This is a genomic window from Parabacteroides sp. PM6-13 (assembly GCF_029892605.1).
In the GTDB taxonomy this organism is placed as follows: Bacteria; Bacteroidota; Bacteroidia; order Bacteroidales; family Tannerellaceae; genus QVMG01.
The window spans coordinates 271,373-292,559 of record NZ_JARXWF010000003.1 but is presented as its reverse complement, the minus strand read 5'-3'; the positions used below and the strand labels follow the sequence as shown (position 1 = coordinate 292,559).

The following is a 21,187-nucleotide window of genomic DNA, read 5'->3' as shown; positions in this document are numbered from 1 at the left end:
TATTGTTTTTTATGAATTATATTCAAGGAAAACAAAAGTACGCTTCTTACCTGCTTCCGTTCCTGTACATTTGTACATTTACGTGTAAATTTGTTCAAAACAAAGGGGAAAGGCCTTTTAGCTTATACACCAAGAGATAATCTTCCGGTTCACCGTCAGCTCCCACACTATAGAGCGTAAAAGTTTCTTCATCGACAGCGAAGCCGGACGGACGGCGTCCATCGAGCCGGTAACGGGCAACCGGATTGCCATCCATATCAAACACCTCAAGGATCGTCCCACAGGAGTCATAGATATTCCGGTGATCATTCCAGGAAACGCCAAAGAAGAGGGCATAGAAATAGCGTTTACCTATATAGCCGTAGGCATAGCTCGTTTTTACATCGCCATCATTTGTCGTATCTGCCGGACGCTCATAGTCGAACACCACGCTATGCAACAGATTGAGTTCTGTATCAAAAAAATCTATCTGCTTCTTAAATTCATAGCAGAGTACGATACGATTTTCGTTGGCATACACATTGCCGGCATTGGGATCAGAGTAATAATCCAATAGGTTGGGATCTCGATACGGCCATGATTTCTTCGGAGAGGCATCGTCGAAACCCAATAGATACAGGCTTGGAGCGGCAAACATAGCATCCATCACATACAAAGAGTCATTGATAAAAGCGGCATTCGAGGTACCGTATTCAAAGAGGGGACGCCTACTACCCTTTAAGGTTGGCATACCTGCCTCGTCGAGACTATACCGAAAAACCTGCTCTTTTCCGTAATCCCCAATAAGAAGATCCGAAAGGGAGGAATAATACATCCATGGCCCCACAAATTCATCAGGTCCTTCTCCTACCCGACCGAAAGCATGTTTCAGTTCATAACTCGTAAGATCATATACATGAAACAGGCTATCCCGCTGATTTAAGCCATTCTGGATTAATAGAAAAGGCTGCTTCACCTCCACCCGGAAGGGGGATGTTACCCCTTGCAAAGGCATCAATTCCGGCGTAATTGTCTCCTCCAAAGGAAAATGAATACCGGAAGAAACACATGATGTAAACAGGACACCAGATAGAAGTAATATCAAAGAAAATAGAGACTGGCCTATTCGTTTTATGATTCTCTCTTTCATCTTATTCGCAACAAATTTGTTTTCTTTCCACAAAGAAACAACTTTTTATTGAACGCGAATGAATGAAAATCATCCGGTTGGTGTTATATTTGCAGGATAACCAAGTAACAAAAAAGATGGATACATTGAACCTGGTCAAAAATGATCCCTGGCTAAGTCCTTACAAAAGTGCCATAGAAGGACGATATGCATATGTAATGGCAAAAGAAAAATCCTTGACTAACAACGGTAAACAAACTCTTTCGGAATTCGCTTCCGGTTATCTTTATTTCGGATTACATAAAACAGCTGACGGCTGGGTGTTCCGTGAATGGGCACCAAATGCGACGGCGATCTATCTCGTTGGCGATTTCAACGGATGGAAAAAGGAAGAGGCCTACCGAATGATCCCTAAGGAGGGGGGGACGTGGGAGATCCGTCTGGAGGCTGACCAACTGCACCACGGCGATTTGTTCAAATTATTGGTGGAATGGGAAGGCGGTCAAGGCGAACGTATTCCGGCCTGGATACGCCGCGTAGTGCAAGATGAGCAAACGAAGATATTCAGCGCACAGGTATGGGCGCCGGAGAAACCCTATCAGTTTAAGAAAAAGAAATTCAAACCCGACACATCCCCGCTTCTGATCTACGAATGTCATATCGGCATGGGCACCTCGGAAGAGAAGGTGGGTTCATACGATGAGTTTCGTCGTAAGGTGTTGCCTCGTATCAAGGAGGATGGCTACAACGCGATCCAGATCATGGCCATTCAGGAGCATCCCTACTATGGATCGTTTGGCTATCATGTAAGCAGCTTTTTCGCTGCCTCATCCCGCTTCGGCACACCGGAGGAATTAAAACAACTGATCGACGAGGCACACGAGATGGGCATCGCCGTGATTATGGATATCGTACATAGCCACGCGGTGAAGAATGAGGTCGAAGGACTCGGGCGTTTCGATGGCTCCTACACACAATACTTCCACGCGGGAGCACGCCGGGAGCATCCGGCATGGGACTCGCTGGTCTTTGATTATGGTAAAAATGAGGTACTTCATTTCCTGTTGTCGAACTGTAAGTTCTGGCTGGAGGAATATAAGTTTGACGGCTTCCGCTTCGATGGTGTCACCTCTATGCTTTATTACAGCCATGGCTTGGGCGAAGCCTTTATGAATTATGGCGATTACTACAACGGACATCAGGATGGCGATGCCATCGCTTATCTGACATTGGCCAACAAAGTGATACACGAAGTCAACCCACAGGCCATTACCATTGCCGAAGAGGTGAGCGGTATGCCGGGACTGGCTGCCAAGCAGGAAGATGGAGGCTACGGTTTTGATTACCGTATGGCCATGAATATTCCCGATTACTGGATCAAAACAATCAAAGAAAAGAAGGATGAAGACTGGCATCCGTCGTCGATCTGGTGGGAAACAACCAATCGCCGCACCGATGAGAAAACGATCAGCTACGCGGAGAGTCACGACCAGGCTTTGGTGGGCGATAAAACCATTATCTTCCGGTTGATCGACTCGGAGATGTACTGGCATATGATGGTGGGCGATAACAATTTCACAGTCGATCGCGGCATGGCGTTGCATAAGATGATCCGCTTGGTCACCGCCTCCACCATGAACGGTGGGTATCTAAACTTCATGGGTAATGAGTTTGGGCACCCGGAATGGATCGATTTCCCACGCGAAGGAAACGGTTGGTCGCATAAGTATGCACGCCGTCAGTGGGAATTGGTCGACGATCAGAAACTGAAGTACCACTTCCTGGGTGATTTTGATAAAAAGATGCTTCAGGTAATCAAAAGCGTAAAGAATTTCCAGAACACCCCTATTCAGAAAATATGGGATAGCGATGGCGATCAGACATTGGCCTATATGCGCAAAGACCTGTTGTTTGTCTTCAACTTCAGCCCGGACAAGTCGTTTACCGACTATGGATTCTTATGTCCGCAGGGCGAATATGAGGTGATCCTGAATACGGATGATCCCTGTTTTGGAGGCTTTGGCTTGACTGACGATACCATCCATCACCTGACAAACTTCGATCCGCTCTACCGCAAAGAGAAAAAAGAGTGGCTGAAACTGTATCTCCCGGCGCGTTCGGGCATGGTATTGAGAAAGATTAATTAATGAACTACATATGCTTTATCCGTTTATATTTAAACCCATATTGAAATCCATTATATGGGGCGGCTCTGACATTTGCCGCTTTAAGGGAATCACCCCTATCCAGGAGGGAATAGGTGAAAGTTGGGAGATCTCCCATGTGGAAGACAATTATTCCGTGGTGGCAAACGGTGAGTTGGAAGGTCAGTCCTTAGATGATCTGATCCATGCCTATGGCGCGCGCCTCTCCGGAGAGAAGGTGATCGAGCGGTTTGGAGAGACTTTCCCTTTATTGATTAAGTTTATCGATGCCCGTGATGATCTGTCGATCCAGGTACATCCCGACGACAAGTTGGCCATGGAGCGTCACCATTCATTCGGGAAGACAGAGATGTGGTATGTCATGCAAGCAGCTCCACAGGCTAAATTGCTCTCCGGTTTTTCCCAGTCAATCGATAAGGATGAGTATGTAAAAAGAGTGGAAGAGAACACCCTGATGGAGGTGCTTCAGTCGTATGCGGTAGCGCCCGGCGATGTTTTCTTTCTTCCTGCCGGACGTGTACACGCCATTGGAGCCGGTTGCTTCATCGCCGAAATCCAACAGACCAGTAATATCACCTATCGTATCTACGACTATAACCGGAAAGACGCGGCAGGAAACGAACGCGAACTACATACCGCTTTGGCAAAGGATGCGATCGATTACACCTGGTACCCCGACACCAAGACGCATTACAAGGCCACAACCAACGAAACCGTACCGTTGGCCGAGTGTCCCTATTTCGTAACCAATCTATTGGATCTGGACACACAGATGCAGCGTGAAGTGGCAATCCATGATTCCTTCTTTATCTATATCTGCATGGAGGGCACGGTGGTTTTGAAAGATAATAACGGCTATGAGTTACTACTTCACCAGGGACAAACCGCTTTAATCCCGGCAGAGACGCAGACGATCACAATTATACCTTCGCCTCATGCCAAACTGATGGAGACCTATATTCCCGATCGGTAAGCAATAAAGCGATAAACAATAAACGCAAAGACGCGGAAAACACCAGGTTGTGTTTTCCGCGTCTTTGCGTTTATCGTAAGCGAATCTCTATTCGTTTATTTATAGATAGGCGAAAGCCATGGCTCCGCACCTTTCTCTTTGCTCTCGGCAGCCCAGCGGATACCGCGTTTCATAATCTCCAAAGCCTCGGGCACATCAAAGTCTTTTGCCACATGTCCCAGGGAAGAATAGAATACACGTCCCTTGCCGTACTGTTTTTTCCAAGCCACCGGCATAACGGCACCGTCGATCCACTCGTTATGCTCACCGCTGAAAGTAGTGGTAGCCAACACCTTTACATTGGGGTCAATGTGCATAAAGTATTGTTCCGACTTCATATCGAAATCGCTTAAGCCACGAGTTACCGGGTCCTTCTTATCGGTAATATTCACCCGGTAAGGGATCACATTGCCCGGATGAGCTACCCATTGTCCACCGACCATATACTGATACTCGATATTATTCCGGAAAGAGTCTCCCGTTCCTCCATGCCATCCGGCCAGGCCTATTCCGCTTTTCACAGCCGTGAGCAGCGCTCTTTCCTGTCCGCGCGAGATTGTACCCTGGGTCCAGTGCTGAATGATCAGATCTACCTTACCCATTAACTCTGCGTCTTCATAGCATTCGAGGTTATCGAATTCAAACACCTCGGCACCTTCTGCTTTCAACCAAGGCACAAAGATATCACGGCATTGAATGGGTTCGTGCCCATCCCAGCCACCATGTACATAGAGCACCTTCTTGCCTTTCAGGGCATCAGCGGCAATTTCCATCACTTCCAACGGTTTATCCTTGCCCTCAGCAACGGCTTTCGTTGCTCCCGAACAGCTTAGTAAGAGTGTCATTATTCCTAAAAAGAGGTATGAGAATTTATTATTCACCTTCATAATGATTGCAATTAATGATTATTTCCAATAAGGTAACGTATACGGTTTCCGGTATTCGTACCAATACAGACGATGAGCTTCCGCCTCTTTATCGTCAATAAAGCGTTGCGTAGCCGGATTCCATTTCACCGGACGTCCCAGTTCGTAGGCAATATTGAGCAAACAACAAAGGATATTTGTTGAGCTACCCACCTCTACCGGAGCGATTGGATCTCTCCGTGAGCGCACGCTATCGATAAAGTCCTGCATATGCGGAGAGCTCATTTCAAATACACCTTCACCGATCTTCTGTTCCGATTTCTTCAACAAAGAGGAGTCCGAACATTCGATATAGCCTCTGGCCACCTTAATCCAACCCTTGCTGCCAATAAACTGTATGCCTTTAGCATGTTCACTGTCTTCACGGAAAGGTTGTTCGGTCATCACAATACCGTTACCATATTTCAATGTCGCGTATTTCGTGCCGTTGTATCCTGCCGGGATAAACTCTTCCGGGCCTAAGCCGTCCATGCCAATGGCAGCCTGAGCAATATCGAAGTGGTGCGCACCCCAGTCGCCGGTAAAGCCATTACCTGTTTCACGGTAATAACGCCAAGTAGCCCATTCGCCTTTCTCTCTCAACTCCGGATAGGAGATCTGCGGACACATCGTACTATTGAAATGTACCACCGGACTATTCAACGGGCCGAGCCATTGATTGAAGTTCATATGAGGAGGAACCGGCTCTTCTTTCAGGTTGAAAGGTGCGGGCGGTTCACCGATACGCACATAGATCTTGCTGATCGCTCCAATAGCGCCACTGCGTACCAGGGCGATAGCTTGTTGAAATTCCTTGCTTGAACGCTGCTGGCTTCCTACTTGCAGGATGCAGTTATTATCGCGTACAGCCTTTACCATCGCCATACTTTCCGTAATGGTGTACGAAAGAGGCTTCTGGCAATAAACATCCTTTCCTGATTGACAGGCATGAATCACATTCAATGCATGCCAATGGTCAGGCGTAGCAATGGATATCGCATCGATATCTTTACGTTCGAGCAGTTCTTCATAGAATTCATATTGATCACAGCGTTCCGGCATATTAATGGATTTTTGCCATTCGCCAACTACCTTTTTGAAGCGGTCTCTTTTGATCGAATCCACATCACAACCGGCAGCTACTTGGATACCCGGACAATTTTTGAAGCTATTAAAGTCAGAAATGCTCTGTCGGCCAAGACCGATAAAGCCTAACACAACACGATCGCTGGGAGCCATACGAACGCCATTGATAGTCCAACTGGGTAAAATAGTCAGACCCGCCAGCCCTAATGCCGACATGCCTAAAAAATCTCTTCTGGAGACCTTCTTTGATTGGTTTTTCATGAGTAATAATGTATTTAATGAATGCTAAAAGAAAGAACTACATAACCGGAGCGTTAGGAGCCTTACCCGGCACAGGAGCTTCACCCTCTTTATAGAACGGAAGCGCACCCATTTCATAGGTTTCCGGTCCATAATAGAGATTAGAGGCCATGATCTCATCCCAGGTAATGCCTTTACCTGTATAAGCCGCTTCACGACCTTGGATGGCTACTTGCGTAGAATAGGCCAGATCCTCAGCCTGATTAATTTTCTTGTTCAAACGTATAGACTCTACTAAATGAACATGTTCCTGATCATACGGGTTCTTTACTGGTTTCGTCTCATAATCATATTGCCACAACACATTTCCGTTGTAGTCGATAATCTTAATATCATTGCGGTCGTTCAACAGAGCAACTCCCTTTGTGCCATATACCCGTTCGCAAACATTACCTTCGCAACCGTCGATCTGACGAGCGGTAGCCAACATGCGTTTGTTGCTGGCATAATAATAGTCGACACTAAAGAAGTCATAGATGTCACCCGTCAGGCGTTGAGCACGCCCACCAAAACCAACAGCCTTTTCAGGACGTTCGCCCAGGAACCAGGTCGCGATATCAATGTTATGGATAGCCTGATCGAGCAGATGGTCACCACTTAGCCATTTGATATTAAACCAGTTGCGAATGCAATATTCCATATCGCTCCATTCGGGGCGTTTGCGTTTGTTCCACCAGGCGCCTTGATCCCAATGGGCAGAGGCAGACACCAGATCACCAATAATACCATTCTGTACCTGCATATAGGCCTCCCAATAGTCGCGACGATGACGACGTTGGTTACCTGTTACAACAGTAAGCCCTTTGGAGGTAGCTACTTTAGCCGCAGCAATCACCGTGCGAATACCCGTTGGGTCTACCGCACAAGGTTTTTCCATAAAGATATGCTTTCCTGCTTCTACAGCCGCCTTGAACTGCACGGGGCGGAAATGGGTCGGCGTACAGAGCAATACCACATCGATATCCCCCATGGCCATCACCTTCTGATAGGCATCAAAGCCTAAGAAGCAATTGGCATCAGGCACTTCATTATTGAATTTTTCTTTTAACACCTTGCGACATCCCGCCATCCGATCGGGGAACACATCCGCCAAGGCTATAATAGATACATTAGGACCTGCTTTAAGAAATTGAGTCGCTGCACCAGTTCCACGATCACCGCAACCAATCAGCGCAGCCTTCAGCGGCTTGCCATCAGGAGCAATCTCTACAAATGAATACATGCCTAATTCTTCCGAGGTTTTTGCCTTTACATTAGAACCGGAAGCGGATTTACCTTCACAAGAGGATAGGGCTAGTGGCGCAACGCCAAGTGGAATACCGGCACCGAGCAAAGCGGTGCCTGCTAAAAAGTCTCGTCTTTTCATGATAATAATTTATGTTTAACCTTTGAGTAAATTCATTAGCTCTAGGCACAAATATAGAGAAAAAACGACATATAGCCCTTTTCTTACTTGAATTTCATTGCTTTTTGTGATTAATTCACCTTTTCCGCGCAATTACTCAATTGGCTTCCTCCAACATATACCTCAGCTGGTCGAGCATAAGGGGGATCTCTTTTTCTTCAATCCCGGCGATAAGCAGGTCGGGGATATCCTGCTGAAACTGATCATAGAAGGTTTGGAAATTACCCCCTTCCATCATGACAGCCGCCTTGTAATAGCCCAACGCGTTTTTCACATGTTGCAAGGCCCACTCCGTATGGCCGGCATTCAGGTAGTCCTGCATAATAGGCTGGGCATCCATAATTTTTTTGTAATAATTGAGTGCCTGGTCATAGCGTCCGGTCAGGAAAGAACACCAGGCAATCGGTCGCCACGCCTTATGCCCCTTCGTGTCGAGGTAATCCACTTTGAAGTAATATTTCAACGCCTCATCGTACTGACGCATCTCCAGGAGGCAATGTCCGATATTCATCTGAACAGATAGATCATCGGGCTTCAAGGCTTCGCAGCGTTGATAGTAGGCAAGCGCCTTTTCGGGCTGTTTTAGTGCACGATAGCATCCCGCAATACGACGAATCAGCCAGGGGCTGCCCGTATGCAGAATATCCGCCAACAGATAGGCATCCAACGCCTCTTCCTGGTTCCCCATCATTTGCTGGCAATAGCCTGTTTTCTGGAACAGGATATTGCTTTCGGGATCCTTCTCCGTTAACCGCTTATAGATCACCAACGCATCAGCGTAATAGCCTTTCCGCAGGTAGTATTCCGCGATCGTAGTCAGGCTATCGACATCGGATATATAGGGTTGCAAAATCGGCAGGTTATGAAAGTCGAGCGTCCAGGTGAATATATCATCAAAGTCCCTTCTGCCCGGATATAATTTATAGAAACGATACAGGTCTTGTATGTATTGCCCGGTGACAATTTCTATTTTCCCCCGGTTGGTGATCATCTCTTCTTTGTCTTGCTGGATCATCTCGGAGGCCTGCCCACCAAATTGGTCGAACATCATCTGCCGCTGCGGGTCAGGCAGTTGCATCATACTGAAGTAGAGCGAATATTTATCGGAATTACACATAAACGAGGCCATTGCCAGGGTATCCAGCATAGCATGTCCCTTTTGTTCATTTCCCGCGAAACTCTGCAACGAGGAGTGTTCAGGCATAAAAGGCAGAAACCAGTTATTCAGTTCGCGAAAGAAAGGAAAGCTCTTCAGGTGCACAAAGGTCGAATGCATCACATCGGCCCCCTCCTGCTGTAGTTCACCAAACTCGCGCATCTTATCGCCCAAGGCACTATCCCCCATCAGCTCTTCCCACTCGGGATTCATCTCCTCACTCATGGGTTCGGCGGTGAAGTCTTTCAGGTTGATTTTATTCCCCACCTTCGAGCTCAATTTGATCATCTCAGGAATGATCTCTTCTTGCAGCTTACGGGTGATCTTCTCCGTTTCACGCGAGAGGATAAAACGCAGGGTGATCGTGCGGATAGCCGAAGTAAAACCAGGGTTTCCCTCTGCCAGCGCAGCCAAGCGGTTGCCCACCTCCGGATATATGTCGATACGTTTGCGATAGGTGTATAAGGTAAGCAATAGGGTGATCAATCCCCGCACACGCACCTCTTCGTCGGCCGACTCGCAGGCATCAAACAACAAATCCATCTTTTCCGCATCGAACGACATTTGCAGTCCCATGAAAAGAGCCGATACCACCTGACAGCCCGTAGACGAAGGCAGTGACAAATCCGACAAAATGGCATGAACAGCCGCTTTATCTTCCAGCGTCAGGAAGTCCGATAGCCAGATTTTCTCATACAATCGAACCAACGCCGCCTCATACACCTCTTCCTGCCCTACCACCTCGCTACTGCCTTTCAGCATGTCATAGAGATTATCGAAAGAGACCGGAGGGTTCAATTGTAAAGAGCGCTTTTTGCTGTAATACACCAAGGGCGACTCAATGGCCAACGCCTTGTGTTTCACCCGATCCGCCAGTTTATAGGTAGAGGCCAATAAGCTATGATAGATATGCTCTTGCATCGGATCCTTGAAGCCCTCCGCCCGGTATCGCAACATATACGAATAGGTCTCTTGCAGCTCATTGAGCTTATCCAAAAAGCTAAACTCCTGTATGCCGGAGATCAGCCCATGCAAAAACACGAAGGCATTTTTCAACTCTTTATTGTCCAACGAACCGACAATGCGGTCATAGGCTCTGTTTATCTCTTGCAATGTCATATCTCTCTTTTTGATGTTCTATTTATAAATATAACAAATGATATGCCAAAAGTATCCGACCAGCCCACACTTTTCCTATTTACCCGAAAGTAGTGACCTTGAATCAGGTCATATGTTAATAATTGATAAAATGAGGCTTAAAATTCACCTTTTTCTCACTATCAAAAAGTAACCAATTTCCCGAAATAAGACTCTTTTTGTTAGGAATAGACCGAGAAATCGGGCTGTATTCAGAGCGATCAGCTTACATTTTAATAGTATTTAGGGGGTGCCTAGGGAGTGCCTCCGTAGTGCCTCCGTAGTGTCTCCGTAGTGCCTACATACTAACTATATAAAAAGTATGTAAAAAGTACATAGACAGTACGTAGGTAGTCCCTAGGTAGTGCGGAGGCACTATATCCCTGGTTACTAGCCAATAACAGCCTATTGTATGTCATTTATTGACTCACAAACAAGTGTAAAAAAACGATTATTTGAAGGAATCTCAGTAGGGATTATTTGGAATGGCGGAACAGTTGCCTTTATAATAAAATATGTTAAAATATATTACCCCTACGGGTAATTCAAAACACCCCGCCGTTTTCGGAAAAATACTCGGGCGTTTTTGACAAAATGGTTTCTTCCGATTTTGAAAAATTGGAAGGAGAAAGGGGGAAAGGAATTGGAGTGAGGGAACGCTGCATAGCAGCGATATGTATACAGCCCCGTGCGGAAGCGCGGGGAAAAGGGATAAACAAAAACGCGCCGCGTAGCGGTGCTATGTAACACCTCATAAATACAGTCATATAGCACCGCTACGCGGCGCTATTGATTGCACGATCTATTCCCCCGCGCTCACGCACGGGGCTGGATACAGGTCGCTGCTATGCAGCGCTTCCCCCTCTCCCTTCTCCTTTCTCCTTCCCCTCTCCTCCGATTTGATTCCCAAGGAGCGTTGTACGATGTTGGCATCCTGATCGAACCTATCTATTCCGACAACGCCTGTATCACCTCCTGGTTGATACGTTTCACCGCTGCCTCGTCGATCTTCATCACTTTGCGGTCGTAGGTCATCAGGCCGTTCACCTCTACCTCTACATCGGTGGTCTGCGTATATACAGCGGCGGAGAAACCTCTTTGGATCATCTCTTTCAGTTCGCGGGCATATTTGACATATTCCGCCGTTACCTCCCGGCTATTCTTGAACTGAATATAACCCCAGTTGCGGTCGGGCTGCCAGAGATGTCCCTCCAGGGGCAAACCAATTCCGCCGTATTCGCCCAATACATTCACACGCATCGGGTCGGAAAGGAACATACGCGGGCCGGGATAGTTATGCAGATCGAGGATATCGCCGCAAGCACGGTGGTTGCCACCGCTTGCCGGGTTCACCAGGCGGGAAGGGTCGTAAGCGGCTGTCCATTCGGTCACTTTTTCGGTATCAAACTGCCCCCAGGCTTCATTAAACGGTACCCAGATCACAACGGAGGGGTTCGAAATGCAAAGATCCATGATCTCTTTCCATTCCTGGTAGAAGTTGGCAATGGATGCAGCGGAGCGCTTTTTGTCCGTACCGCCGTTATAGACATGAGCCTGCCACTGATTGCCCATATCGCCGCTGGGCATATCCTGCCACACCAGCATACCCAAGCGGTCGCAATGATAATACCAGCGAGCCGGTTCCACCTTGACATGCTTACGGATCATATTAAAGCCCCACTCTTTGGTTTTCAAGATATCGAAAAGCAATGCCTCGTCGGTTGGCGCCGTATACAGACCATCAGGCCACCATCCTTGGTCGAGCGGACCATAGTGGAAGAGGTTCTTATTGTTCAATTGCATACGCATGATGCCATTCGCATCTTGCTTGATAGAAATCTTACGGAAAGCGGTGTAGGAGTTTACCCTGTCCATCACTTTGCCATTCTTTACCAGCGATACCTTCATATCGTAGAGATAAGGGTTTTCGGTATCCCACAAGGTTGGATTATCCACCCCCAGGCGCAACTCCTTCCCGGCAAGCCCCCGGGCAGAAGCAAGCAGTTTACCCTTTTCTATCAACTGTACTTCGACAAGCTGAGACGGATCGCAGGAAGAGGCGCCGACCGTAACCGACAAGGTATTGGTGTCGATATCGGGGATCGCCTTGATGGAGGTAATATGATCAGCCGCCACCGGCTCCAACCAAACGGTCTGCCAGATACCCGTCACCGGCGTGTACCAGATGCCACTGGGATTAGCCACCTGTTTGCCACGAGGCTGATAGCCTTTATCGCTGGGGTCCCATACACGAACCACCAGTTTATGCTTTGTTTTGGCACTTAAGTAAGGAGTGATATCGAAAGAAAAGGGCGTATACCCCCCTTGGTGCGAACCGATCAGAATGTCGTTCACGAAGATATCCGCCATCCAGTCGACCGCGCCGAAATGCAGGAGGATATTTTTATTTTTCCAAGCCGATGGCACACTGAACTCACGCTTATACCAAAGTTCATTATTCTCACCTACCTCTTTCTGTACGCCCGACAGCGACGATTCGATCGCAAAAGGCACCAGGATCTCTCCATCGAAAGAGGCGGGTTCTATTTTCCCCTTCGTCTGAATGGCATATTCCCATAACCCATTCAGGCTTTGCCATTCGGCACGTTCCATTTGGGGACGCGGATACTCCGGCAATACATTCTGTGGATTTACTTTCTCTGCCCAATCGGTTTTTATTTTATTCCCAACAGGAATCCATTGAGCCTGCACTGCCATCGTAAGAGCCAGTGCGGTACAAATCAATACGCTTCGTTTCATGCTATTTTTCTTTAAGTTGATAGGGCAAAGATAGTCGATGTCAAAAACGTACAACTTTCAATAATCCGTCAATTCATTTCACTAATCTTGCATAAGCAGAAAATATAAAAACTATTTTCGTAGCTTTGTTTCTGAACTTATTAGCCCGTTTTCTCTTATGAAGAGTATCTACTTGTTTTTTATTTTTCTTTCAGGCATAATAGCACCTTTAACGGCGAAGGCGGCAGACAATTACTATTTCAGACATTATACTAATAAAGATGGTCTTTCGCACAATACCGTGTACTGCTCAATGCAAGATAGCCGGGGATTTATGTGGTTTGGCACGGAGGATGGATTGAATCGTTTTGATGGGCATACTTTTTCCGTTTTCCGTTTCAATGCCTCAACAGCCGGAAGCGGAGGGCTGCCAAATGATCGCACAAATTGTCTTTTTGAAGATTCCAAAGGCCGGATCTGGGTGTGTACAAATGGAGGCATTTGCTATTACACCTATGAGACAAACTCTTTCCACCCGTTGATTATTCCGGGCAAGAACGATCTCTCCTCCCAAACCTTCTCGATGGTAAAAGAGGATGCGGAAGGGAATCTTTGGTTTCGGAGTGAAGCAACTATCATCCGGTATAATCCCAACAACCAAACGTTTAAAATCTATACGCCGGATGAGACCGGCTTCTATCCGACCCAAATAGGCATGTCGAACAAAGGCCAGCCTTTCTTTTCCGATGCACATGCGCTTTACCTTTTCAAACCGGAAACAGAGCAATTCGCCAGATATCCTGTCCTGACGGAAGAAGAGAGACGGAAGCAAACCACTATTCTTCAGCTCTGCGAAGTGCCTGATGTCGGCATACTGATCGGAACAAACAGGGAGGGGCTCAAACTTTACCACACCAAAACAAACCAAACAGAGACCCTTATACCGGATATCTATGTGCGTTTCATCATGCACGACCAGGCCAATACCTACTGGATTGCCTCCGAATCGGGCATCTATATCTACAACATATTAGATAGATCGGTAGTCAACCTGCGCAAATCGCTGGTCAATGAATATACCATCTCCGACAATGCGGTCTACTCCCTGACCAAAGACCGGGAAGGGGGCATTTGGGCCGGTACATTTTTCGGAGGAATCAATTATTTGCCCAATCGGAATACCTCCTTCCGCTATTACCTGGCCGAGAAGACCCATCCGGGGATGCTGGGGAATGCTGTTCGGGAGATCTGTCCCGACCGGTACGGAAACCTATGGATCGGCACGGAAGATAACGGGATCAATCGCTATGATCCGCAAACGGATGAGATGGTGAATTATTCGCTCCGCCACGCGACCCGTAAATTATCGGCCACCAATATCCACGGATTGTATGCCAAAGGCGACACCTTATGGATCGGCACGTTCAATACGGGCATAGACCTCTTACATATTCCTACCGGGAAAATCGTCAAACGATATACCCGAGCCAACACACACAATAGCCTTTCGAGTGACTTTATCTTATGCTTCCAAGAGACAAGCCGGGGGGAGTGGCTGATAGGCGCCTCTAATGGTGTCTTTCTGTACGACCAACAGAAAGATCGATTTACCCGCTGGCAAAACATTCATGTTCTGACCCGGCAGATCATGGAAGACAGTCGCGGCGATGTGTGGGTGGCCACCTCATCCGGCATCTACCGATATATCCGGTCGGAAGATAAAATACGGGCGTATCGATCGGAAGCAACTCCAGCGAAAGGTCTGGGAAGCGACAACACCACTTCTGTTTTTGAAGACTCTCACAAGCGTATCTGGATAACCACCGCCTATGGCTTTTCCCTGTATCATCCGGAGGAAGACGATTTTACTCACTTCACCGTATCGGACGGCTTGCCCAGCAACGTTATCTACCGAATTGTAGAGGATGATTTCGGCCTCTTCTGGATCACCACAGCAAACGGATTGGTCAGATTCCACCCGGAGACCTACGCCATCCGTACCTATTCTCATTTTGATGGACTGCATGAGGCGCAGTTCAATTACTCTTCGTCTTACAAAGCAAAAGACGGCACGATTTATCTCGGTACCGTAAATGGAATGATCTCTTTTGATCCGCGCACCTTCCGGGAAGACAGCTTTACAGCTCCTCTTTATATCAAAGAGATCGCCATTCCGGAAAGGGAAAGGGAACGGGAGGGAAAACAATATCTCCTGGATGCGCAATCTACCATCAAACTGCCCTATAACCATTCGGCTTTTACAATTTCTTTTATTGCGCCATCCTTTACATCCCCTCAATCGATACAATATGCCTATAAATTGGATGGGGCAGATACCGATTGGGTCACACTGGGGAATACCCGAGAGGTTGCCTTTGCCGGATTATCCCCCGGAAAGTATACCTTCCGGGTGAAATCAACGAATAGCAGCAATCTATGGCAGGACAATGAGCAACACATACCGATCACCATCACCCCGCCTTTCTGGGCTACGATCTGGGCTTATATTTTCTATACAGGCCTGGTGATTGCAGCCATCATTGCCCTCTACCGGCACAAACAGAAACGACTGATTGCCCGACAGAAAGAGAAACAAGAACTTTTCGAAAAAGAAAAAGAAAAGGAACTGTATCATGCCAAGGTGCAATATTCCACCTTTATCAAAGAGGAGATTCGCACTCCTTTGAACCTGATCAAAGAGCCGTTGGAGAAAATGCTTCTTGAAAATGAAGGCAACGAAAAGGTAAAACAGAATTTACGCATCATTGAAAGAAATACGGAACGCCTGTTCAACCTGAGCAACCTATCGGCTTTAGACGATATATTTCTGCAGAAGCTCAACACCTATATCGAAGAGAATTTAACAAACGAAGCGTTAAACGTAGAGACCTTAGCACAGGAGATGGGGATGAGTAATTCCAGTCTTTACCGCAAGGTAAAAACGATCTCCAACCTAACGCCTGTCGACCTGATACGCATGGCGCGTCTCCGGAAAGCCCTCGAACTGATGCAAAGCGGAGATATGCGCATCAATGAAATAGCTTTTCAGGCAGGGTTTTCTTCTCCCGCCTATTTTTCCAACTGCTTCCAGAAAGAATATGGTAAGTCGCCTTCTGAATTTATGAAAGAAAAACTATTTGTTCCGTGAGTCGGCCCCCCACATAAGCTTTTCGCGCAAAGTCTGGTAGAAGGTGTGGTTGTAGCGTTTGATGATCTTTATGGTATAATCCGCCTTGACAATCTGCAACGAAGCGCCGGCGGGAAAGACCTCCGAACGTCCGTCTAAGGCAACCAGAAAGCTATCACTGCGGCTTTCGACCGTCAGGCCTATCAGCGTTGAGTCGGGAATAACCAAGGGACGCATATTCAGGGAATGAGGAGCGACGGGGCTAAGCACAAAGCTATTGCTTTGCGGCACGATAATAGGGCCGTTCACACTCATGGAGTAGGCTGTCGAACCTGTCGGTGTAGCCACCACCAGCCCATCCGCCTGATAAGAAGCAAGAAACTCATCATTCAGGGTGGCATGGATGGTAATCATGGAAGAGGTGTCGCGTTTTAAGACAGCTACTTCATTCAGGGCAAAACGAAAGCCGGTAGCCAGCTCCTCCCCTGCCACCAGCTGAAGAAGCGTACGTTCTTCAATGCGGTAGTAGTTTTTGAACAGTTCATCCAGGGTATCTTCCACATCGTTCCCAGCAATATCGGCCAGAAAGCCAAGGCGCCCCGTATTGATGCCCAGGATAGGGATGTTTTGTGCATGGATACGGGCGGCGGTATGCAGGAAGGTACCGTCCCCTCCAATACTAAGAGCCACATCCAGCGCCAGCGGTCCCTCTTCAGGCAAGAGGCCGGCTATGGAAGGGGTGAAACGCATTTCTCCGGTAAGAAACAGGAAAAAGCCCTCATCGACATAGACATCTGCTTCCAATTGGCGCAATTTTTCGAATAGGCGCTTTATGAGGCTTTGCTTTTCCAACAGGTAATGGCTACCAAAAATCCCTACTTTCATCATGGCATTGTGGTGTTTGGGCGGGTTACATATTCATATAGTAAAGCAATTCGTTCATCCGCTGCTGCAGGATATCATCCACCATGCCCTGTTCCATAAAGTGATAGAGAATGGTATAATTGAAGCGTTCGAAGCTGCGGATAACGGGGGAGGCATCATCCAGGTCGATCTTGATCGTGATCAGCATGCGACCGGTATTGGGGTCTGTTGTCGATAAGAGGTTGATGATATGCGCGTTGTTAGACTCCACGATGCGTGCAATATCCGAAAGCACATAATCCTGCGGCAGTAGTTCCAGTGTGATCACACTGCCCGACACGTGAGCACCGCTTAACTCAGCCATGGCATCGACCAGTTTATCGCGGGTAATCACTCCGAGGTAAACGCCTTCCTGGTTTACCACCGGCAACACACACAAGCCATAGCGCCCCATCAGTGCCAAAGCGGTATAGATATTCCCATTCTCCTCTATGGCGGGAGCAAACAAAACAGGGTCTCCTATTTCTTCTTTGGTGTCAGGTAGAATTAACAGATCTTTCTCGGAAATCAACGTCTGATAGATATTCCCTTCGAGCAGGGGCAATTGTCTGACTTTCCAATCATCCATCAAGGCAAGGGCATAAGCTGCACTATCAGACTTTTTTAACACGGGAATATCTTTTGTTATGAAATCTTTCAACAACATTATTCTGTTTATTTAGCAAATACTACTACTTTTGTCACTACGTTTGTGTTAGTATGGCCGAAGCGCATCTTATATGCCACAAATGTAATGAAAGAAACAGGATTTTACTTGAAAGAATGACAAATTTAAGCGTAAACATAAACAAAGTTGCTACGATCAGAAACGCACGTGGCGGGAATATGCCGGACATAGTAAAGGTAGCTATCGACTGTGAAGCGTTCGGCGCCCAAGGGATTACAGTTCATCCTCGTCCAGACGAGCGACACATACGCTACAGTGATGTCTATGCCTTAAAACCGGTTGTTAAAACCGAGTTCAATATTGAAGGATATCCAACCAAAGAGTTTATTGATCTTGTATTAAAAGTAAAGCCGACACAGGTCACCCTTGTGCCGGATGCGCCGGATGCTATTACGTCGAATGCCGGTTGGGATGCGAAAACCAATTTCGATCTATTGAGCGAATTGGTCGATCAGTTTACGGAGAAAGGCATCCGCACCTCTATCTTTATCGGCACGGATCTGAAAAACATGGAATGGGCGGCTAAGACAGGGACTGACAGGGTTGAGCTTTATACGGAGCCATATGCCGCGCAGTATGCGGAAAACAGGGAGAAAGCCGTAGCCCCTTTTGTGGAGGCCGCCAAGCTGGTGAAAGAGTTAGGCATGGGACTGAATGCCGGTCATGACCTGAGCCTGGAGAACCTACGCTACTTCCACGAGCAGATCCCCTGGCTGGAAGAGGTGTCTATCGGGCATGCCTTGATATGCGACGCTTTGTATTTCGGACTCAAAGAGACAATCACATTATACCGGAAACAATTAGGGAATAACCTCAAGTAATCGATCATTATAAAAACAATCAAATAAGAAAGCTGAACAATGAGTATGTTATTTGCATTACAAGCCTTAGGGCAACAGGCGGCAGAACAATTGCCGGAGTTTACGGACATAGCCGTTCCGACCGAAGCAGAAATAAATATAATAGACCTGGCCTTTAAGGGAGGTTGGATTATGATTGTCCTGTTAGCTCTCTCGCTATTGGCGATCTATATCTTTATTCAGCGTCTGCTTGTGATCCGTAAGGCCGGGAAAGAAGATGAAAGCTTTATGAACCGCATCAAAGATTATATCCATGATGGAAAAATAGATTCCGCGTTAAACCTCTGCCGCACCACAGATACTCCATCGGCACGTATGATCGAGAAGGGTATCTCCCGCTTGGGGCGTCCGATGAACGATGTGATGGTGGCGATCGAAAATGTGGGCAACCTGGAGGTAGCCAAGCTCGAGAAAGGATTCCCGCTTATCGCAACAACGGCGGCAGGCGCTCCGATGTTAGGATTCCTGGGTACGGTTACCGGGATGGTACGCGCTTTCTTCGACATGGCCAATGCCGGGACAAATGTTGACGTGACACTCCTTTCGGGAGGGATCTACGAAGCCTTGGTGACTACCGTAGGAGGTCTGGTGGTAGGTATTATTGCCCTGTTCGCCTACAACTACCTGGTATCACAAGTCGATAACGTGGTGAATAAAATGGAAGCCAGCACCATGGAATTCCTGGATTTATTGAATGAACCGGCGAATTAAACAGAAAGAATGCTTTCAACTAAAAGACTATGGCTTTAAAAAGAAGAACAAAAATAGAGGCAAACTTTAGCATGGCATCGATGACCGATGTGATCTTTCTGTTATTAATATTTTTCATGGTCACATCAACGGTAGTCGTTCCGAACGCCATCAAAGTCACCCTGCCTCAATCGCAAAAGCAGACAGCGGCAAAACCGTTGACACGCGTTACGATCGATGCCAATCTAAACTATTTCGTAGCCGCGGGCAATCAACGCGAACGCCAGGTCTCTTTCGACGAGATCACCCCTTTCCTGCAGGAGAGTCAGACGGCAGAGCCGGATATGTTTGTCGCCCTTTATGCCGACGAAACAGTTCCTTACCGGGAGATTGTGAAGATATTGAATATCGCAAATGAAAACAACTTCAAAATGGTGCTGGCTACTCGCCCGCAACGATAGAAGGATATGAAATTGACAAAAGAGAACACATATAGCTTGATCGGCACATTGGTGTTTCACCTGATTGTGTTTCTTATTCTTTGGTTTACGGTGCTCAAAACAGTTATACCGCAAGAAGAGGAAGGTATTCTGGTCAACTTCGGTAATCTGAATACGGCCGCAGGCACCTTTGAGCCGCGTTATACCGGCGAAACACCAACCGAGCCGGTGATTCCCCCTCCTACCCCCGTTACACCCAGCCAGAGTCAGCAAGAAGAGCTGATCACGCAGGATCTGGAAGAGAGCATTGCCCTGAATGCCAAACAGGAAGAGGAACGCAAAAAAGAAGAGGAGCGCAAGCGCCGCGAAGCAGAAGAACGAGAACGACTGCGCCGGGAAGAGGCCGAACGCCAACGCCTGGCTGAAGAGAAACGCAAAAAGGAAGAGGAGATCAGCAACCGCATATCCGGCGCTTTCGGTATGGGCAGTACGGAAGGTACCAGCCAGGGCAATGCCGCGACAGGAACGGGTAACCAGGGAAATCCATTCGGCAACAGCGATCAGGGCGCCAATGAAGGCGTCGGCGGCTGGGGGAGCTTCGATCTGAAAGGGCGTTCCATCGGCGCAGGAGGTCTGCAACGCCCCTCCTACAACGCCAATGTGGAAGGGAAGATCGTGATCGATATTGTGGTAGATCCGCGAGGCAATGTGATCGATGCCCGCACAGGCAAAGGTACAACGATTGAAAATGCCTCCATACGCCAGAGTGCTATAGAAGCGGCACGACGCACGAAGTTTAACGCGATTCAAGGGTTAGACAACCAAAGCGGAACGATCACCTACAAATACAATTTGAATTAAAACGCGAATAACCAACCATAAAAACAAAAGTATATGAAAACAGCCTTTGTATTCTTAGCAACCGGTTTCGAAGAGACGGAAGCCGTTGGAACAATCGACGTCTTACGACGCGGTGGTATTGAAACAACCGTTGTATCGATCACAGGAGAACGCATGGTAGAGGGTGCACACGGTTTGGGTGTTGTAGCCGATCTGTTATATGAAGAGGCGGATCTATCGGCCGCAGATGCTTTAATATTACCCGGTGGAATGCCCGGCAGCAATAACTTGAATGCTTTCGAGCCCTTGAAAGAGCAGCTTGTCGCGCAAGATCAAAAAGGCAAAATCGTAGCTGCTATCTGTGCCGCTCCCTTGGTGTTAGGGGGATTAGGCCTATTGAAAGGGCGCCGCGCCACCTGCTATCCCAGTTTTGAATCGGCACTGACCGGAGCCATTGTCAGCGATGCTGCGGTGGAAACGGACGGACATGTCATCACAGGACGTGGTCCCGGATTGGTGTTTAACTTCGGTTTAGCCATTGTTGAAGCACTTCGCGGCCAAGCCGTTGCCGAAGAGGTCGCCGCCGGATTGCTATTAGCCTAAAAGAGATCGCCATCACATAAAAA

General features: G+C 47.6%; 16 protein-coding genes. 8 read left to right on the top strand and 8 right to left on the bottom strand.

Annotation, left to right across the window (positions count from 1 at the left end):
- Window positions 1-94: 94 nt before the first annotated feature.
- Window positions 95-1,129 (bottom strand): BF3164 family lipoprotein, encoded by a 1,035-nt coding sequence (locus M2134_RS04660; protein ID WP_280749892.1) that lies wholly within the window; start codon window positions 1,127-1,129, stop codon window positions 95-97.
- 116 nt (window positions 1,130-1,245) lie between these two features.
- Between M2134_RS04660 and M2134_RS04655 the strand changes: the two genes are divergently transcribed.
- Window positions 1,246-3,255, top strand: coding sequence for an alpha amylase C-terminal domain-containing protein (locus tag M2134_RS04655; protein WP_280749891.1), 2,010 nt, complete (start codon window positions 1,246-1,248; stop codon window positions 3,253-3,255).
- A 10-nt stretch (window positions 3,256-3,265) separates the two neighbouring features.
- Entirely contained in the window at window positions 3,266-4,246 is a 981-nt protein-coding gene (locus M2134_RS04650) for a type I phosphomannose isomerase catalytic subunit (RefSeq protein WP_280749890.1), read from the top strand.
- Window positions 4,247-4,341: 95 nt separating this feature from the next.
- Here the strand turns inward: M2134_RS04650 and M2134_RS04645 are convergent, their stop codons facing one another.
- The 5 genes from M2134_RS04645 to M2134_RS04625 form a co-directional block, all read right to left on the bottom strand.
- Window positions 4,342-5,166, bottom strand: coding sequence for a ThuA domain-containing protein (locus M2134_RS04645; RefSeq protein WP_280758139.1), 825 nt, complete (start codon window positions 5,164-5,166; stop codon window positions 4,342-4,344).
- 24 nt (window positions 5,167-5,190) lie between these two features.
- Complete coding sequence (locus M2134_RS04640; protein ID WP_280749888.1) at window positions 5,191-6,537, bottom strand: Gfo/Idh/MocA family oxidoreductase; 1,347 nt, start codon at window positions 6,535-6,537, stop codon at window positions 5,191-5,193.
- Between the two features lie 37 nt (window positions 6,538-6,574).
- Window positions 6,575-7,942, bottom strand: coding sequence for a Gfo/Idh/MocA family oxidoreductase (locus M2134_RS04635; RefSeq protein ID WP_280749887.1), 1,368 nt, complete (start codon window positions 7,940-7,942; stop codon window positions 6,575-6,577).
- Window positions 7,943-8,078: 136 nt separating this feature from the next.
- Entirely contained in the window at window positions 8,079-10,256 is a 2,178-nt protein-coding gene (locus M2134_RS04630; RefSeq protein WP_280749886.1) for a tetratricopeptide repeat protein, read from the bottom strand.
- Window positions 10,257-11,222: 966 nt separating this feature from the next.
- A complete protein-coding gene (locus M2134_RS04625) occupies window positions 11,223-13,034 on the bottom strand; it encodes a sugar-binding domain-containing protein (RefSeq protein ID WP_280749885.1) in 1,812 nt (603 codons plus the stop codon).
- A 157-nt stretch (window positions 13,035-13,191) separates the two neighbouring features.
- On the opposite strand from M2134_RS04625, the gene M2134_RS04620 reads away from it, so the two are divergent.
- Window positions 13,192-16,161: a two-component regulator propeller domain-containing protein gene (locus tag M2134_RS04620; RefSeq protein WP_280749884.1), complete on the top strand. Its 2,970-nt coding sequence runs from the start codon at window positions 13,192-13,194 to the stop codon at window positions 16,159-16,161.
- On the opposite strand, the gene M2134_RS04615 is transcribed toward M2134_RS04620, so the two are convergent.
- Together M2134_RS04615 and M2134_RS04610 are read right to left on the bottom strand one after the other, a co-directional pair.
- Entirely contained in the window at window positions 16,147-17,025 is an 879-nt protein-coding gene (locus M2134_RS04615; RefSeq protein WP_280749962.1) for an NAD kinase, read from the bottom strand. The two genes, M2134_RS04620 and M2134_RS04615, sit on opposite strands and share 15 nt — an antisense overlap.
- A gap of 25 nt (window positions 17,026-17,050) precedes the next feature.
- Window positions 17,051-17,674 (bottom strand): CBS domain-containing protein, encoded by a 624-nt coding sequence (locus M2134_RS04610; protein WP_280749883.1) that lies wholly within the window; start codon window positions 17,672-17,674, stop codon window positions 17,051-17,053.
- A gap of 152 nt (window positions 17,675-17,826) precedes the next feature.
- Between M2134_RS04610 and M2134_RS04605 the strand changes: the two genes are divergently transcribed.
- The 5 genes from M2134_RS04605 to M2134_RS04585 are packed head-to-tail and all read left to right on the top strand — an operon-like array spanning window position 17,827 to window position 21,164.
- A complete protein-coding gene (locus M2134_RS04605) occupies window positions 17,827-18,552 on the top strand; it encodes a pyridoxine 5'-phosphate synthase (protein ID WP_280749882.1) in 726 nt (241 codons plus the stop codon).
- A 39-nt stretch (window positions 18,553-18,591) separates the two neighbouring features.
- A complete protein-coding gene (locus M2134_RS04600) occupies window positions 18,592-19,302 on the top strand; it encodes a MotA/TolQ/ExbB proton channel family protein (RefSeq protein WP_280749881.1) in 711 nt (236 codons plus the stop codon).
- Window positions 19,303-19,331: 29 nt separating this feature from the next.
- Complete coding sequence (locus M2134_RS04595) at window positions 19,332-19,742, top strand: biopolymer transporter ExbD (RefSeq protein WP_280749880.1); 411 nt, start codon at window positions 19,332-19,334, stop codon at window positions 19,740-19,742.
- Between the two features lie 6 nt (window positions 19,743-19,748).
- Window positions 19,749-20,582 (top strand): energy transducer TonB, encoded by an 834-nt coding sequence (locus M2134_RS04590; RefSeq protein WP_280749879.1) that lies wholly within the window; start codon window positions 19,749-19,751, stop codon window positions 20,580-20,582.
- A gap of 33 nt (window positions 20,583-20,615) precedes the next feature.
- Window positions 20,616-21,164: a DJ-1 family glyoxalase III gene (locus M2134_RS04585; protein ID WP_280749878.1), complete on the top strand. Its 549-nt coding sequence runs from the start codon at window positions 20,616-20,618 to the stop codon at window positions 21,162-21,164.
- The last annotated feature ends 23 nt before the right edge of the window (window positions 21,165-21,187 follow it).

Excerpts from the sequence above, each read along its gene's own strand:
- M2134_RS04660 (WP_280749892.1), bottom strand. The coding sequence starts at position 1,129 with ATGAAAGAGAGAATCATAAAACGAATAGGCCAGTCTCTATTTTCTTTG.
- M2134_RS04655 (WP_280749891.1), top strand. The coding sequence starts at position 1,246 with ATGGATACATTGAACCTGGTCAAAAATGATCCCTGGCTAAGTCCTTAC.
- M2134_RS04650 (WP_280749890.1), top strand. The coding sequence starts at position 3,266 with ATGCTTTATCCGTTTATATTTAAACCCATATTGAAATCCATTATATGG.
- M2134_RS04640 (WP_280749888.1), bottom strand. The coding sequence starts at position 6,537 with ATGAAAAACCAATCAAAGAAGGTCTCCAGAAGAGATTTTTTAGGCATG.
- M2134_RS04635 (WP_280749887.1), bottom strand. The coding sequence starts at position 7,942 with ATGAAAAGACGAGACTTTTTAGCAGGCACCGCTTTGCTCGGTGCCGGT.
- M2134_RS04630 (WP_280749886.1), bottom strand. The coding sequence starts at position 10,256 with ATGACATTGCAAGAGATAAACAGAGCCTATGACCGCATTGTCGGTTCG.
- M2134_RS04625 (WP_280749885.1), bottom strand. The coding sequence starts at position 13,034 with ATGAAACGAAGCGTATTGATTTGTACCGCACTGGCTCTTACGATGGCA.
- M2134_RS04620 (WP_280749884.1), top strand. The coding sequence starts at position 13,192 with ATGAAGAGTATCTACTTGTTTTTTATTTTTCTTTCAGGCATAATAGCA.
- M2134_RS04615 (WP_280749962.1), bottom strand. The coding sequence starts at position 17,025 with ATGAAAGTAGGGATTTTTGGTAGCCATTACCTGTTGGAAAAGCAAAGC.
- M2134_RS04605 (WP_280749882.1), top strand. The coding sequence starts at position 17,827 with ATGACAAATTTAAGCGTAAACATAAACAAAGTTGCTACGATCAGAAAC.
- M2134_RS04600 (WP_280749881.1), top strand. The coding sequence starts at position 18,592 with ATGAGTATGTTATTTGCATTACAAGCCTTAGGGCAACAGGCGGCAGAA.
- M2134_RS04595 (WP_280749880.1), top strand. The coding sequence starts at position 19,332 with ATGGCTTTAAAAAGAAGAACAAAAATAGAGGCAAACTTTAGCATGGCA.
- M2134_RS04590 (WP_280749879.1), top strand. The coding sequence starts at position 19,749 with ATGAAATTGACAAAAGAGAACACATATAGCTTGATCGGCACATTGGTG.
- M2134_RS04585 (WP_280749878.1), top strand. The coding sequence starts at position 20,616 with ATGAAAACAGCCTTTGTATTCTTAGCAACCGGTTTCGAAGAGACGGAA.